The following is a 13,155-nucleotide window of genomic DNA, read 5'->3' on the forward strand; positions in this document are numbered from 1 at the left end:
GTATACAAAAAGACTCCTAGTTTAATAGGAGTCTTTTTGTATACATTATTTTCTCTTCTTCTTCAAACTCTTCTGATAAGCATAAAGCTTATGAACCTCTTCCTTAAATTCATGCAGAAGTACAGTGTTTTCACTGTTTGAATAACGTACTGCATTATACGCATCTATAATGATATGACTCTGAATATTTACCTCTTCTTCATGATTTACTCTTTCTAGCCAAGCTTCAACAGTTTCTCCTCGTTCACGATTTAAAGGAGGGGATAGTTTACTCTCAAGTTTGAAAATTTCTTTTCGAATCTCATTATGTGGTGGGTTATTTCGCTTCATACGTTTTTGGCTAATTCCTTCTTTATCAGTAATGATAGTAGATTCGAAGACTGGTATGTTTCCTAAGCTTAAATATTTTCGTTTTTTTACTATTTTCCTTACGACGTAAATAGCAATGACTGTACAGACTATTATTGTAACGCTATTTATGAGTATTGGGTCAAAATCAGGAAGTTTTTTACCGTCTTCAATTCGAGGGTTTAAGAGATGCCCTTTATTTGCCCAAACTCCTTCTGTATCTTTCATTTCAGCTGCTTTAATTAATGGCATTAAAGCATAGCCGACGCCTAATGCGATAAATTCTGTCATAAAACCAAACATAAGTCGAATAAAAGGGAACACTTGAACAATTAATAGACTCATTACACCAATCGTAATAATAGAAGCAAAACGTAATAGTTGTTGTTTACGATTTGCCCCGGTTAGCCAAAATGTAATCATTAAGTGTAAGGTTAACATTAATAATTTCCATAATGGTGGAAATGGTGCATAAAATATAGCTGTAACGACAAACCATACAATACCGCCTAACGATTTTTGAACCGGATATCCAGGTCCGACCGCGTGTACGATAAAGAAAAATAGTGGTAATATAATTGTGCCAAAAAGAGAAAACGGTAGAAATAAAGAAAAACCGACTATTTGAATAACTAAAAGTATTACGAATCCTGTTGTTTTTTTCTTCATTAGTTTATGAATAAGAAATACTCCTACATAACCGGTCGCTAAAAATATAGCAATACCAATGAGTTCATCTCTTTCCGTTAATAATGAAAGAAGGAGGAGCAGAATAAAGTCATTAACGTGATAGAGCCAAGTTTTCAACTGGTTCCACCATCCCTTCATTATTAATGAGAAACGTAGGCTGAGATAGAAGAGGAAGCTCATTCTTCTGCAAACCAATGTATATCATTGTAGACGAGCGTTCTCTTTTTCTCGTTACATAGTGAAGAAATCCTTGTTTCGGAAGTAACGTACTATCATCTGAAATACGTGCTAATTCCTCTAAAGCCTTCCCGTAATGTGTTTGTCCTTCGTTTAATGGTAAATGCAATGCACCAGCTTCTGCTAAAACACTAATAAATAACTCAAACGGAATTTGATGCCTCGTTGCGAATTGACAAATGTACGTTGTAAATGAAATAAGGTCTTCTACATTTTCTTTCCAACCAAACCCACGATCAGCAGCTAAAGAAAGACAAATTGTCCAACTATAATTTTTTACAGGTTCATATTGCTTCGCTTGTAACGCCTGCATTTTAGCAGATGCTTTCCAATGAATAGAGCGGAAAGATTCACGTTCATATCGTTTAACACCGATAATGGATGTTTCATCATTGTAAAAAGAGAAATTCGTTCGATACGAACCTGTTAATAGTTGCTGGAGTTCTTGTAAACCGGCTACTTCTTTAGGAGTAGGGTATACAATAATTTCAGTCTTTAATTTATCGAAAACAGGTAAATGTACAGTTAATAAATGAAAAGGGTCTTTTAAAACACATTCAAATTGTTCAATTTGAAAGACACCACGCTTCGTTGCGGTTAATGTTAAATCCCATTTTTGTGCTGAATGAGCAGGTTGTGAAAATGGGAAAGAAAATAACGTTTTTGATATTTGTTCAATCCCTTGATCTTTATGCGGTATAAGGGACGAATTTAAATGAAAGTAACAAACACCGTTAACGAGTGGTATATTTGCCCCATTTTTTAAATGAATAAAAAACTGTCCGGATTCATCAGGGAAAAGCCGAGTTGTTTGTTTTTCATTTATAACTTGAAATCTTTTCTCTATGTAAGCGACATATTTATAAATGAAAATCGCAAATAAATAGTAGGAGAAAAAGAGAAACATAATAATTCGTTGCGGTAGAAAAAACGTAAATAGTAAAGCGATGGGCACAGTTAATTGAATAATGTGGATTTGAAAAAATAAAGGTACAGTTACAACGCGCTGTCCATTCATGCTTGCTCAATCTCCACGGGTACGTCAACTTCTTTTAAAATCCTTTGCATTAATTCGTTTTTTGTCGTACGTAATGCACCTTCCATTGATAAGACGATACGGTGATTCCAAACAGAAGGAACTAAAAATTGTATATCTTCAGGTGTACAATATTCTCTGCCGCGTAAAAAGGCTAATGCTTGAACAGCACGTACTAAAGCTAATGTGGCACGTGGGCTTACACCATTGGCAATGTAATCATGATTTCTTGTAGCGTGAGCAAGTTTAATAATATAGTGTTCTAACGGTTCTGATACGAAAATTTCTTTCACTTGTTGCTGCGCTTCTAAAATGTCCTCTAAAGAAATGACAGATGTGACGCTTGCTAAAGGTGCATTGTTACGAAAACGGCGCATCATTTTTAGCTCATCTTCAGGAGCCGGATAACCAATTGAAATCGTCATTAAAAAACGATCAAGTTGTGCATCTGGAAGCGGGAAAGTTCCTTGTGATTCAATCGGGTTTTGCGTCGCAATAACAAAAAACGGTTTCGGAAGAGGAGTAGACTGCTTTTCAAGCGTTACTTGTCGTTCTTCCATCGCTTCTAACAAACTAGATTGTGTTCTCGGCATCGCGCGGTTAATTTCATCTGCAAGTAGTATATTTGTCATGACTGGTCCAAGTCTTAATTCGAATTCACTCGTTTTTGGATTGAAGTATTCAATACCTGTTACATCACTCGGAAGTACATCAGGGGTAAATTGAACACGAGAAAAATTACCACCAATGCTTTTAGAAATTGTTTTTGCTAGTAATGTTTTCCCGGTGCCAGGAACGTCTTCAAGCAGTACATGTCCATCAGCAAGTAATGAAACGAGGAGTAAATCAATTACATTTTCCTTACCGACAAAAACAGACCCTATATTTTCTTTTAATTTATTTATCATATGTAACATTCCTTCCATAATAAAAGAGTTAGTATTTCTATATTTTAACAAATTATTCAGAAAATTGACATTATTTTTTAATTCGAAGAAATGGATATTCAATTTTAAAATTACACTTGCATATTTTGGAATATGGTTATACAATATCGATATACGATGTATCGTAAATCGATATATCATAAGACGATGTATCGGAGGTAGTTATAATGAATGTGAAAGCACAAAAATATATTCCATTAACCGAGGCAACGTATTACATACTATTGTCACTCGTAAAGCCAATGCATGGTTATGGAATTATGCAAATGGTAGAAGAGATGACAAATGGGGAAGTAAAGCTCGGTCCTGGTACTTTATACGGGAATACGACGAAGTTATTAAAAGAGAAGTTAATTGTTGAAGTTGCTTCTACGGACAGAAAGAAGTGCTATGAGTTAACAATATTTGGGAGAGAAGTACTGGAACTGGAATACAAAAGATTACAGCGATCTGTAAAGAATGGAAATAGTATATTAGGGGAGTGAATGGAAGATGGAGACAAAAAGGGTATTTAAATTTTTTACGGCATGGAATTTAGAAAAAGAAGAAGTTTTTTTACGAAAGATGCATCAACAAGGTTGGGCATTACAAAAATATAATTTAATGTATACGTTTAAGAAAACTGAGCCGAAAGATGTAATATATAAAGCTGATTTTAGATTGGTTTATAGAGATTCAAAAGAAAAACAACAAGAGTACTTCGAAATATATGAAATGTCTGGTTGGGAACGCGTAACGAGTTTTACAAGATGGAATTATTTTTGTAAAGAAGTAGAAGAGGTAAATGAATTGCCTGATATATATTCAGAAAAGGAGACGCGGATACAAAAACTAAATGAATTATTACTATTCCTTGTTATTATATCAGCAGGTATACTACCATCAATGTATAACCTATTTTTAAGCCCGATGGAATCAAGAGTGCCAATTTGGGTGAAAGTTATGACAGGTCTTTCAGGTTGTATGTGGATGTATTTCTTTATAAGACTCTCTTGGGAAATTAAGAAATTAAAAAGTGAAATATTATAATAACGAGTTTTTTAAGAAGATGATTTCGTAGAAATTATACCAGAGTCACCTTCTTTTATTTCTATATCATTTCATTTTGTTCACTCTTTTTTACACAATAAAAAATGATGTACTTAAGGCATAGAACTAACAATAATAAAGATAACACCAGTAACAATACCTAAAAAAATCATGAATGATGAAGAAGTGATTAATAATAAAGAACTACCAATTAACATTTTTCTATTCGATTTTTGGTTTTTAAAATAGTAATAAAGTAAAAACCCGCAAAAAGTAGAAGCTATCCAGAAGGCTATTCCGTAGGGAGTCGTGATTTTTTGCCAATCGAAGATCCAAAAGTACAAGATGGATATGTGACAAGCTAATAGTAGAAATATAGATGGAAGCATTAACCTTGTATTAAATACCATTTGTTTCACTCCTTTTATGTGAATATTACCAAAAAAATGTGTGGTTTGAAACTATAAATATAAAAGGAAGAATAAGTTTTGATCCCGTTAAAAGGGTAACCCCCAATAGAAAGCTCTATTGGGGGACTTTAAACGATAATCTTATTTAAGAGAAAGACTGATTTTGCGCAGGTTTTATAAATTGTTCTGGATTTTCAACAAGCCCGCATACAGCGCATTGGACTCGGTAAGTAGGTCCTTGATAAGCCATATGAAAAGCGTTCATCGTTTCATTTGTGTATTCTTCTTCTACTTGACCAGTTTGTGGATTTAATTTCACTGGTTTTACTTGTTGCTCAAGAATATTAAAGCGAGTTCGGTTCGTTTTACAGCTTGGACATAGCATTGGTTCCATATGTATACACCTCCATTTGTAGCATTTCTTGAACGGTATGAATTTATGCAAGTAAAAAAACTTTCTCAACATAAATAGGTATTTATTATATTTAAAATTCAGAAAAAATAAAATATAATAAATGTAAGAACTGGTTATGTCCAAACCAAATCTCCTGTTTTATGCCAATAAGCTGGGGGCCGAGAAATCGGCCTCATTTTTTTGTGCTCGTCTCTATAAGGTACAAGGTTTTTAAAAACATTTGTCGAATTTTTAGAGGTGAAGGTAAAGGAGGAATAATTATGAACTTAAAAATGAAATACATTATTTTATATGTAGAAAAGTTTGAGGAATGTTTAAGGTTCTATAAAGATATTTTACAGTTACCTATAAAAGCTGAACACGGTACATATATCGAATTTGAAACAGGAGCAACAATTTTAGCGATGAATACACGAGAGGATGTTAAGGAGTTAACGGGACTACCTCTTACAGAAGGTGTACTACAATCTTCTCATTTTGAAATAGGATTTGTTGTAGATGATGTTAAGGAAACGATTGAGAAATTAAAAGAACAAGGGGTTAAAGTTCTAGTTGAGCCAATCGTAAAACCGTGGGGACAAACAATTGCTTACATTGTCGACCCAGACGGTAATTATATTGAAATTTGTAGTTCATTAGAATAGAAGGAGAAAAAGAGGATGGGGTTTCCAAAATTAGAAACAGAACGTTTACTATTAAGAGAACTTACACTATTAGATGCAGAAACAATGTTCCATTATTTTTCAAAAGAATCCGTTATTCGTTATTTTGGAATGGACTCTTTCGAAAATGTTGAGCAAGCGAAAACGACTATTCAAACGTTTAGAAAGCGTAATGAAGAGGGAAGTGTATTTCGCTGGGGAATAGAGAAGAAAGGCACAGATCAATTAATTGGTACGTGTGGATTTCATTTAATTAACAATCATCATAAACGAGCTGAAATTGGTTATGAGCTAGATGATACATATTGGGGACAAGGATACGCAACCGAAGCACTGCAAGCAATGCTAGCTTACGGATTTGAAACGTTGCACTTTATAAGAATTGCAGCTGTCGTATATATAGAAAATGAAGCTTCCCGTAATTTATTAAAAAAAGCCGGATTTCAAGAAGAAGGATTACTTCGAAAATATATGATTCAAAATGATGTTGCTCATGATACGGTCGTTTATTCATTATTAAAAGAAGATTGGCAAAAGTAATGAGCACAAGTGAAATAATGAAAGTGATTAAGGAACATAAAGATGAGCGATTTATTTTAGGTATAGACGGACTAAGTCGTTCGGGTAAAACAACTTTGGTTAAAGAGTTGGAAGCAGATATGAAGCAAAGTGGAATCCCGTTTCATATTTTTCATATTGACGATCACATTACCGAGCGTAACAAGCGATATAATACTGGATTTGCAGAATGGTATGAGTACTACAACCTTCAATGGGATATAGAGTGGTTGCAGCGAAACTTTTTTTGGAAGTTACAAAGCGATATACAAGTACAATTGCCTTTTTATCATGATGAAACAGACATATGTGAAATGAAAGAAATACAGCTTCCTTTAGTAGGTGTAATAATTGTTGAAGGTGTTTTTTTGCAGCGAAAAGAATGGAGAAATTTCTTTCATTATATGGTGTATTTGGATTGTTCAAGAGAAACAAGGTTTCTTCGCGAGAGTGAGGAAACGCAGAAGAACCTTCCAAAGTTTCAAAGTAGGTATTGGAAAGCTGAGGAGTATTATTTGGAAAAGGAATCACCGAGGGATTTGGCGGATTTCGTAATACGCAATATGAAACAATGTAAGTAAGTACAAAATAGAAGGTGTATAAAATGAATATTTTATGGGATTTTGATGGGACGTTATTTAATACGTATCCTGCATATACAATGATGCTTTCTGAAATATTAGGTGATGCAGTAGATAAACAAGAAATATACAAAAACTTAAAAATATCATATTCCCACGCAATTCAATATTACAACATTTCAAATGAACAGGAAGAACAGATTAAAGTTTTGAAGAAACAGTTTACTCCAAAAGATATGAAACCATTTGAAGGTGTCGAAGAGATTTTGAAATTTGCGCATAAAAACGTGATTATGACACATAAACATAGGGCAGGAGTTATGGAAATCTTAAAGTATTATGGATGGGACAAATACTTCGTCGATATGGTTACAATTGACGATGGTTTCCCTCGAAAACCGAACTCTTTAGCTTATGATCATTTACATAAAAAGCACAATATTGATCTAGCAATTGGAGATAGAGAGTTAGATCTATTGCCTGCGAAGGAATTAGGTATTTCAACATGTATGTTTCAAGATAAATGTGATGTAGCGGACTATTCTTTATCGCATTACTCTGAGTTTTTTAAGGTAGTTATTGATAGAGATAGAGAGTTTTCTTTATAAACGGCTTGATTAAAACTTCTACTTTTTACTCGGAAAGTAGAGGTTATTTTCTATGTTTAAAAAAACTATAGTGGATTAATACTTTCAAGTGTATAGAAGGAGATTGTTATAATAATGTGAATTATATAGTTATAGATAAATCTGTAGATAAAGGAGTATGTTTTTGAACTTTTTTAAGTAAGTGAAAGATTTCTATAAGGCGAGTGATAATATGAGTATTTTCATTTTAGAAGATGATGTCATACAAGGGCAGCAAATGAAGCGGTTAGTTGAAGAGATTTGTGAGAAATATATGTTGCCGTACGATTTTATCGAAGTAACTAGTAAAAGTGAAAACATTATTAAAAACATTCCACGGGCGACTTATGTACCAATTTATTTTTTAGATATTGAGATAAAAAGAGAAGAACGTAAAGGGTTGCAAGTAGCGCAAGAAATTCGTAAATATGATACGCAAGGGATTATTGTGTTTGTAACGACGCATTCAGAATTTGCACCGATCTCGTATCAATACATGGTATCAGCTTTAACATTTGTTGATAAAGGTTTGCCTTATGAAGAACGATATCAAGTATTTGAGCAATGTTTGCTTCAATATGAGGCACGCAATAAGACTACTATTCCTAAGGATGATTTTATTGTTGAAAATAGTAACGCTACTGTGCGACTGCCATTTCATGCAGTCGAATATATTATGACCGATGATCCACATCGTTTAGCTTTAGTGACGTTAGATCGTATCGTTTATTTTTATGGAACATTAAAAGAGATTGAAATAGTAGATGAACGGTTATTTCGTTGTCATCAATCATATGTCGTGAATATTACACAAATGTCTTCTTATGATACAACGCAGAAGATGATGATATTAAAAAGTGGGAAACGAATTCCAGTATCGCGGCGTTTAGTTAGTAAAGTACGTACAATGTTAAAGGGTGAGATGTAATGTATATTTATGATGTGTTTGCACTTTTGCTCACTAGTATGAGTCATACCTTCTTATACATTCAATTAATCCGGTACAATAGATTGTCATATAGAATGTTAGCGTCTTTAAGTGTTGTATTTATTATTTTACTTGTAATTGTCGTAACAGTAACGAGATATCCAGAGCTTAATAGTACAATTGTGTTATTTCTAATAAGTTTAGGATTGATGCAAAATGAATTGAACTTTATGCGGAATTTATATTTTGCGCTTGTTAGCATGGTTATTATTACGCTTGTGAAAATGCTATTTCTCGAAGTGGGTATGAAACTATTTATGTTAACACCATTTGATTTCTATTTATGGACAGCGAGTATAATTCATCTTATCGTGTCGCTCATAACTTTTATAGGTATTGTATTAGCTCGTAAACGAATTCAAAGTATCGCTCAGTACATAGTAGGAAGTCCACTATATTATGTTACTTATATTTTGTTAATTATTGGGTTTATTATTGAATTAATTTTAACGAGTCCATCCACTGATTTTTTAGCAAAGTTAAATCAGCAATATGGTGAATTGAGTTTTATTTCAGCAATTATATTGTTCTTAGTATTACTACTTATTGTATTACTGAGTTCGCATTTGGCGAAAGAGAAGTTGGTAGAAGAACATGAAACAAGGTTAGATAAAGAATTACTCGATTATGTTGAGAAATTAGAATCGATGCATGATGAATTGGCCAGTTTCCGCCACGATTATATTAATGTGTTACTTGCGTTAGAAGCGGGAATACGTACAAAAAATGTGAATGAAATCGAGCAAGTTTATTATGAGGTTATTACTCCTACTTTAAAATTAATCAATGATCATGAACTCGATATTGCGAAATTATCTCGTATACATATACCTGAAGTGAAAAGTGTATTAAGAGCAAAAGTGGGTACTGCACAGCAACAACAAATAAAAGTAATGCTTGATATTCCGGAAAAAATAGCGACGGTTTCGATGCCTATAGTTCATTTTATTCGTATCATTTCAGTCTTATTAGATAATGCAACTGAAGAAGCGGTACATAGTGAGGAAAAGGTACTGCAAATTGCCTTTTTTGAAATGGATGCAGAGCAATATTTTGTTGTTCGTAATAGCTCCAATTATAAAGAGATTGATTTGCAAAAAATTTATGAGAAGAACTATTCGAGTAAAGAAGAGGGCAGAGGATATGGGTTATTCTCATTAAAACGTATTATAAATAAAACGAATAATGCAACGCTAGAAACGACTTATATGAGTCCTCATTTCACGCAAACTTTCATACTAAAAAAACAGATAACCATTTATGATGGAAATCAAACCGAATAAGAAATAACTACATACTTTCTTCAATCGTTTTTATACACTTCAAGTAAGAGGTGAAACGAGATGAATGGTCTTATTTTTACAGCGTTTATAAGTATAGGGTTACCACTTGTTGCACTTTTATATGCTTTTTGGAAGAAACGCTATATCCCGTATATGCTAGGCGTATTGGCATTTGTTGTATCACAAATTTTAATCCGTATACCAATACTGAATTATTTAAATGGAAATAGCACAGCTTTTTCAATTTTTAGTGTCATGCAGCCTATATTATTTGCGATTATGCTTAGTTTGTCAGCTGGTATTTTTGAAGAGATAGCTCGTTTTATTGCAATGCGCTATTTTATGAAACAACGAGATTGGCAGTCAGGATTTTTATTCGGAGTAGGGCACGGTGGTATTGAAGCTGTGTTGATAGTCGGTATTCCAGTAGTATCTCTATTATTATCGCAAACAGTTAGCGGAAATACGGATAGTTATTTTGTCGGTGGAGTGGAACGTATCTTTGCGATGTTAATCCATGTCGGTCTGTCATTCATTGTATTGCAAGCTGTTGTCCAAAAGAAATTTCGTTATGTTGTATATGCAATTTTCATCCATGGGACTGTAAATGCACTAGCAGGCATCATACCGCTATACGTACCAGCAAATAGGGCTATATTTACTGTAGAAGTTACAATAGCAATTTGTGCGTTACTTGTATTTAGTTATAGTTTCATCTTAAAAAGAAAGGGTGTATTAAAATGAAAAGAATGTTACTCATTATTATAAGTGCTATTGCGGCGTTCGCACTTGCAGCATGTACTGGTAATAAAGTAGATGAAAGTACTTCAAAAAAGTTTATTCCGAAAGCGGAAGAAATTGTAACGTTACTAAATGAATCTAAGTATAAAGAAGTGCATGAAAAATTTGATAGCAAGATGAAAACTGCATTATCAGAGGAGAAAATGAAAGATCTTACTCCTGTAATTGAAAAAGCTGGTACATTCGAAAAGATTGAAAAAAAGTCGATTGAAGAAAAAGATAGTTTATATACAGTTGTTCTTGTAGCGAAATATAGTAAAGAACAACGTACCTTTATCGTAACTTATAATGATAAAGAAGAAATAGCAGGTTTATATATTAAATAAAAAACAGATAAAGTGGAAGTGTCCGCTTTATCTGTTTTTTATTGTTTTAACCAAATTATGGTTATTCATGCTAATATGAACTCATAGCTATATAGAAGGGGTGGGTAATTATGAAAACAGAAATAGTTTCCAAAAAGAAGTACAGCATAATAAGCTATGTATCTTTACTCATCGGAATTATGTGTTTTTTATTCGTTTTTATAACTCCGACGAGAATAGCGAATGCGGGTAATATAGTGGGAGATTATATTACAATTGCTCTGACAGTCGTAGGTATTATACTTTCAACAATTGGAATCACGAAACAAACAGAGAAGAAGGCAATTGCAATTATCTCATTAATACTTTCCTCATCTTTCTTTATTTTTTGGATTATCGCGATTATCTTATTGTTTACTGGCCAAATAAATTTTGCGCCGTAATGAGCAATAAAAAGAGTCCTTCATATAAGAAGGACTCTTTTTATTCGGTATCTTCAGGTTGATATTCTAAAAGATCTCCAGGTTGGCATTCTAATGCTTTACAAATAGCATCTAAAGTTGAAATTCTAATTGCTTTTGCTTTTCCATTTTTTAATATAGAAAGGTTAGCCATTGTAATTCCAACCTTCTCTGAAAGTTCAGTTACGCTCATTTTTCTTTTCGCTAGCATTACATCAATATTAATTATTATTGCCATGTTATTCACCTCAGACCGTTAAATCATTTTCTGATTTTATATCTATCGCATCTTTTAAAAGTCTTTGGAGAACGGCAGCAAAGACTGCGATAACCATTGAAGCAAAGATCATGAGCATGCCAAGTATAATAATACCAGGTGCATCATCTCTTTCCGCCACAAGATAGAAGAGTGGCATACCTACCACATATAAAATACTGATTGTTACTGCGCAGTTTTTTATCTTTTTTAAAGCTCTAACAGATAATTTCGAGAAAGCGTTACCCTTGTCAATGAAGCTTACAAGTTTAAAAGCTTGATACAGAGCGAAATAAAAAGGTACCACCGTTGCATACAGATTGATTAAAATAAGATATTTTATATATGCAATATCGGGATACAATTCCGCTGCATAATTCCCTATGTTAGGAACTAAAAATATACACAAAGCAAGAACAGGGATTCCAATCAGAATAATAGCTGTCTTTAAAAAGAGTGTTGATCTTTGTTTCATATAAAGCACCTCATTTATTAATTATCTATTTAATCTAACATGAAATTTATCGTTTAACAATAAATTTTTATTTATTATAATCGTGTTTTTATTGTTAAGTAAATTTGAATTTTAGATGAAAATAAAAAGTACTGCTCTTTATAAAAAAGGGTGCCAAACAAATAGAATTCTTGTAATAAAAAAGTATGGTGAATATGGTGATATATACCATTGTTCCTTTGACGAAATATAGTACAGATAATCGTTCCTTCTTTCTGTAAATGATGTTATGTTAAAAGTAACGTATAATAAGAGTTTTTAGAAAATCAATATTTTTCGTAATTTGAAGAGGTGTTAATGAAATGAAATCGTACACGCAATTTGAACGTAGAAAACACATACTAGGTGAGTTAGAAAAGTACAACCGAGTTATGGTAAATGATTTAGCAAAGGTATTAAATGTTACAACAGAAACGATACGAAGAGATTTAGATATGTTGCACAAGGAAGGGCAGCTTACGAAAATACATGGTGGTGCAATTAAGAAGAAAGATCAAACACTAGAATTTCATTTTGATAAACGTCGATCTGAGAATATTGAAGAAAAACGAAAAATTGCAATGGAAGCAAGTAAAATCGTAGAAGATAATGATATTATCGCAATTGAAATTGGGACAACCACAATGCAAATTTTAGACTACATATACGATAAAAAGAATTTGACAATTTTAACAAACTCGATACCAGCTGTAAATAAAATTATTGAGCTGAAAGACCAGCATGATTCCTTTGATTGTAGGTTAATAGTCATAGGGGGAATATTGAATACGAATTCCTTAGCATTGTCTGGAGAAATGACATTAAACTATCTTGATCATTTCACTGTTAATAAATTATTTGCTTCTTGTGATGGTATTTCATTAGAAAAAGAACTGACATGTTCGTATATTGAAGATGCACAAATATTTAAGCAACTAAAGAATAATGCAAAACAAGTTGTAATGATGGCTGATGAATCAAAGTTTAATTTGACAAAGTTTTATAAAAGCGGGAGTTTTAGTGATATTG

The 13,155-nt window shown here is 32.8% G+C and carries 19 protein-coding genes; 12 read left to right on the forward strand and 7 right to left on the reverse strand.

The window, feature by feature from the left end; genetic code table 11:
- Positions 1-45: 45 nt before the first annotated feature.
- Genes V7038_RS23280 through V7038_RS23290 form a run of 3 tightly spaced genes read right to left on the reverse strand, consistent with a single transcriptional unit; the run spans position 46 to position 3,219 of the window.
- The gene (locus tag V7038_RS23280; protein WP_199660916.1) at positions 46-1,155 is read right to left on the reverse strand and encodes a DUF4018 domain-containing protein; all 1,110 of its coding nucleotides are present in this window, start codon (positions 1,153-1,155) and stop codon (positions 46-48) included.
- Positions 1,130-2,293 carry a DUF58 domain-containing protein gene (locus tag V7038_RS23285; RefSeq protein ID WP_283747147.1) on the reverse strand — a complete coding sequence of 388 codons (1,164 nt, stop codon included), beginning with the start codon at positions 2,291-2,293 and terminating at the stop codon, positions 1,130-1,132. Before V7038_RS23285 ends, V7038_RS23280 begins: the two co-directional genes overlap by 26 nt.
- Positions 2,290-3,219 carry an AAA family ATPase gene (locus tag V7038_RS23290; RefSeq protein ID WP_199660914.1) on the reverse strand — a complete coding sequence of 310 codons (930 nt, stop codon included), beginning with the start codon at positions 3,217-3,219 and terminating at the stop codon, positions 2,290-2,292. Before V7038_RS23290 ends, V7038_RS23285 begins: the two co-directional genes overlap by 4 nt.
- Before the next feature lie 206 nt (positions 3,220-3,425).
- Between V7038_RS23290 and V7038_RS23295 the strand changes: the two genes are divergently transcribed.
- Complete coding sequence (locus tag V7038_RS23295) at positions 3,426-3,743, forward strand: PadR family transcriptional regulator (protein WP_199660913.1); 318 nt, start codon at positions 3,426-3,428, stop codon at positions 3,741-3,743.
- Positions 3,744-3,750: 7 nt separating this feature from the next.
- A complete protein-coding gene (locus tag V7038_RS23300; RefSeq protein ID WP_335695684.1) occupies positions 3,751-4,287 on the forward strand; it encodes a DUF2812 domain-containing protein in 537 nt (178 codons plus the stop codon).
- 113 nt (positions 4,288-4,400) lie between these two features.
- On the opposite strand, the gene V7038_RS23305 is transcribed toward V7038_RS23300, so the two are convergent.
- Both V7038_RS23305 and V7038_RS23310 read right to left on the reverse strand, forming a co-directional pair.
- On the reverse strand, positions 4,401-4,697 hold the full coding sequence (locus V7038_RS23305; RefSeq protein WP_199660912.1) for a hypothetical protein: 297 nt from the start codon (positions 4,695-4,697) through the stop codon (positions 4,401-4,403).
- A gap of 145 nt (positions 4,698-4,842) precedes the next feature.
- Positions 4,843-5,091 carry a hypothetical protein gene (locus tag V7038_RS23310; RefSeq protein WP_000433610.1) on the reverse strand — a complete coding sequence of 83 codons (249 nt, stop codon included), beginning with the start codon at positions 5,089-5,091 and terminating at the stop codon, positions 4,843-4,845.
- 281 nt (positions 5,092-5,372) lie between these two features.
- Between V7038_RS23310 and V7038_RS23315 the strand changes: the two genes are divergently transcribed.
- From V7038_RS23315 to V7038_RS23355, 9 genes are all read left to right on the forward strand, one after another.
- A complete protein-coding gene (locus V7038_RS23315) occupies positions 5,373-5,756 on the forward strand; it encodes a VOC family protein (protein ID WP_199660911.1) in 384 nt (127 codons plus the stop codon).
- 15 nt (positions 5,757-5,771) lie between these two features.
- Positions 5,772-6,314: a GNAT family N-acetyltransferase gene (locus tag V7038_RS23320; RefSeq protein ID WP_002200088.1), complete on the forward strand. Its 543-nt coding sequence runs from the start codon at positions 5,772-5,774 to the stop codon at positions 6,312-6,314.
- The gene (locus tag V7038_RS23325; protein ID WP_199660910.1) at positions 6,314-6,913 is read left to right on the forward strand and encodes a kinase; all 600 of its coding nucleotides are present in this window, start codon (positions 6,314-6,316) and stop codon (positions 6,911-6,913) included. The genes V7038_RS23320 and V7038_RS23325 overlap by 1 nt, the downstream gene beginning before the upstream one ends.
- Before the next feature lie 23 nt (positions 6,914-6,936).
- Positions 6,937-7,521, forward strand: coding sequence for an HAD-IA family hydrolase (locus tag V7038_RS23330; protein WP_070170302.1), 585 nt, complete (start codon positions 6,937-6,939; stop codon positions 7,519-7,521).
- Positions 7,522-7,732: 211 nt separating this feature from the next.
- Complete coding sequence (locus tag V7038_RS23335; protein WP_199660909.1) at positions 7,733-8,467, forward strand: response regulator transcription factor; 735 nt, start codon at positions 7,733-7,735, stop codon at positions 8,465-8,467.
- The gene (locus tag V7038_RS23340) at positions 8,467-9,810 is read left to right on the forward strand and encodes a GHKL domain-containing protein (protein ID WP_335695685.1); all 1,344 of its coding nucleotides are present in this window, start codon (positions 8,467-8,469) and stop codon (positions 9,808-9,810) included. The genes V7038_RS23335 and V7038_RS23340 overlap by 1 nt, the downstream gene beginning before the upstream one ends.
- A gap of 60 nt (positions 9,811-9,870) precedes the next feature.
- On the forward strand, positions 9,871-10,554 hold the full coding sequence (locus V7038_RS23345; protein WP_070139477.1) for a YhfC family glutamic-type intramembrane protease: 684 nt from the start codon (positions 9,871-9,873) through the stop codon (positions 10,552-10,554).
- A complete protein-coding gene (locus V7038_RS23350; protein WP_199660906.1) occupies positions 10,551-10,937 on the forward strand; it encodes a DUF3887 domain-containing protein in 387 nt (128 codons plus the stop codon). Before V7038_RS23345 ends, V7038_RS23350 begins: the two co-directional genes overlap by 4 nt.
- Before the next feature lie 110 nt (positions 10,938-11,047).
- The gene (locus V7038_RS23355) at positions 11,048-11,359 is read left to right on the forward strand and encodes a hypothetical protein (protein ID WP_335695686.1); all 312 of its coding nucleotides are present in this window, start codon (positions 11,048-11,050) and stop codon (positions 11,357-11,359) included.
- A gap of 40 nt (positions 11,360-11,399) precedes the next feature.
- Here the strand turns inward: V7038_RS23355 and V7038_RS23360 are convergent, their stop codons facing one another.
- The gene (locus V7038_RS23360; protein ID WP_002110519.1) at positions 11,400-11,615 is read right to left on the reverse strand and encodes a helix-turn-helix domain-containing protein; all 216 of its coding nucleotides are present in this window, start codon (positions 11,613-11,615) and stop codon (positions 11,400-11,402) included.
- Between the two features lie 10 nt (positions 11,616-11,625).
- A complete protein-coding gene (locus V7038_RS23365; RefSeq protein WP_199659634.1) occupies positions 11,626-12,108 on the reverse strand; it encodes a DUF2975 domain-containing protein in 483 nt (160 codons plus the stop codon).
- Positions 12,109-12,449: 341 nt separating this feature from the next.
- On the opposite strand from V7038_RS23365, the gene V7038_RS23370 reads away from it, so the two are divergent.
- The coding region (locus V7038_RS23370) for a DeoR/GlpR family DNA-binding transcription regulator (RefSeq protein WP_335695687.1) at positions 12,450-13,155 on the forward strand (706 nt) is incomplete at its 3' end.

The sequence above is a fragment of the Bacillus sp. JJ783 genome, from assembly GCF_036963225.1.
In the GTDB taxonomy this organism is placed as follows: Bacteria; Bacillota; Bacilli; order Bacillales; family Bacillaceae_G; genus Bacillus_A; species Bacillus_A cereus_U.

Excerpts from the sequence above, each read along its gene's own strand:
- V7038_RS23350 (WP_199660906.1), top strand. The coding sequence starts at position 10,551 with ATGAAAAGAATGTTACTCATTATTATAAGTGCTATTGCGGCGTTCGCA.
- V7038_RS23355 (WP_335695686.1), top strand. The coding sequence starts at position 11,048 with ATGAAAACAGAAATAGTTTCCAAAAAGAAGTACAGCATAATAAGCTAT.
- V7038_RS23300 (WP_335695684.1), top strand. The coding sequence starts at position 3,751 with ATGGAGACAAAAAGGGTATTTAAATTTTTTACGGCATGGAATTTAGAA.
- V7038_RS23325 (WP_199660910.1), top strand. The coding sequence starts at position 6,314 with ATGAGCACAAGTGAAATAATGAAAGTGATTAAGGAACATAAAGATGAG.
- V7038_RS23285 (WP_283747147.1), bottom strand. The coding sequence starts at position 2,293 with ATGAATGGACAGCGCGTTGTAACTGTACCTTTATTTTTTCAAATCCAC.
- V7038_RS23320 (WP_002200088.1), top strand. The coding sequence starts at position 5,772 with ATGGGGTTTCCAAAATTAGAAACAGAACGTTTACTATTAAGAGAACTT.
- V7038_RS23335 (WP_199660909.1), top strand. The coding sequence starts at position 7,733 with ATGAGTATTTTCATTTTAGAAGATGATGTCATACAAGGGCAGCAAATG.
- V7038_RS23365 (WP_199659634.1), bottom strand. The coding sequence starts at position 12,108 with ATGAAACAAAGATCAACACTCTTTTTAAAGACAGCTATTATTCTGATT.
- V7038_RS23330 (WP_070170302.1), top strand. The coding sequence starts at position 6,937 with ATGAATATTTTATGGGATTTTGATGGGACGTTATTTAATACGTATCCT.
- V7038_RS23290 (WP_199660914.1), bottom strand. The coding sequence starts at position 3,219 with ATGATAAATAAATTAAAAGAAAATATAGGGTCTGTTTTTGTCGGTAAG.
- V7038_RS23360 (WP_002110519.1), bottom strand. The coding sequence starts at position 11,615 with ATGGCAATAATAATTAATATTGATGTAATGCTAGCGAAAAGAAAAATG.
- V7038_RS23295 (WP_199660913.1), top strand. The coding sequence starts at position 3,426 with ATGAATGTGAAAGCACAAAAATATATTCCATTAACCGAGGCAACGTAT.
- V7038_RS23340 (WP_335695685.1), top strand. The coding sequence starts at position 8,467 with ATGTATATTTATGATGTGTTTGCACTTTTGCTCACTAGTATGAGTCAT.
- V7038_RS23315 (WP_199660911.1), top strand. The coding sequence starts at position 5,373 with ATGAACTTAAAAATGAAATACATTATTTTATATGTAGAAAAGTTTGAG.
- V7038_RS23345 (WP_070139477.1), top strand. The coding sequence starts at position 9,871 with ATGAATGGTCTTATTTTTACAGCGTTTATAAGTATAGGGTTACCACTT.
- V7038_RS23310 (WP_000433610.1), bottom strand. The coding sequence starts at position 5,091 with ATGGAACCAATGCTATGTCCAAGCTGTAAAACGAACCGAACTCGCTTT.
- V7038_RS23305 (WP_199660912.1), bottom strand. The coding sequence starts at position 4,697 with ATGGTATTTAATACAAGGTTAATGCTTCCATCTATATTTCTACTATTA.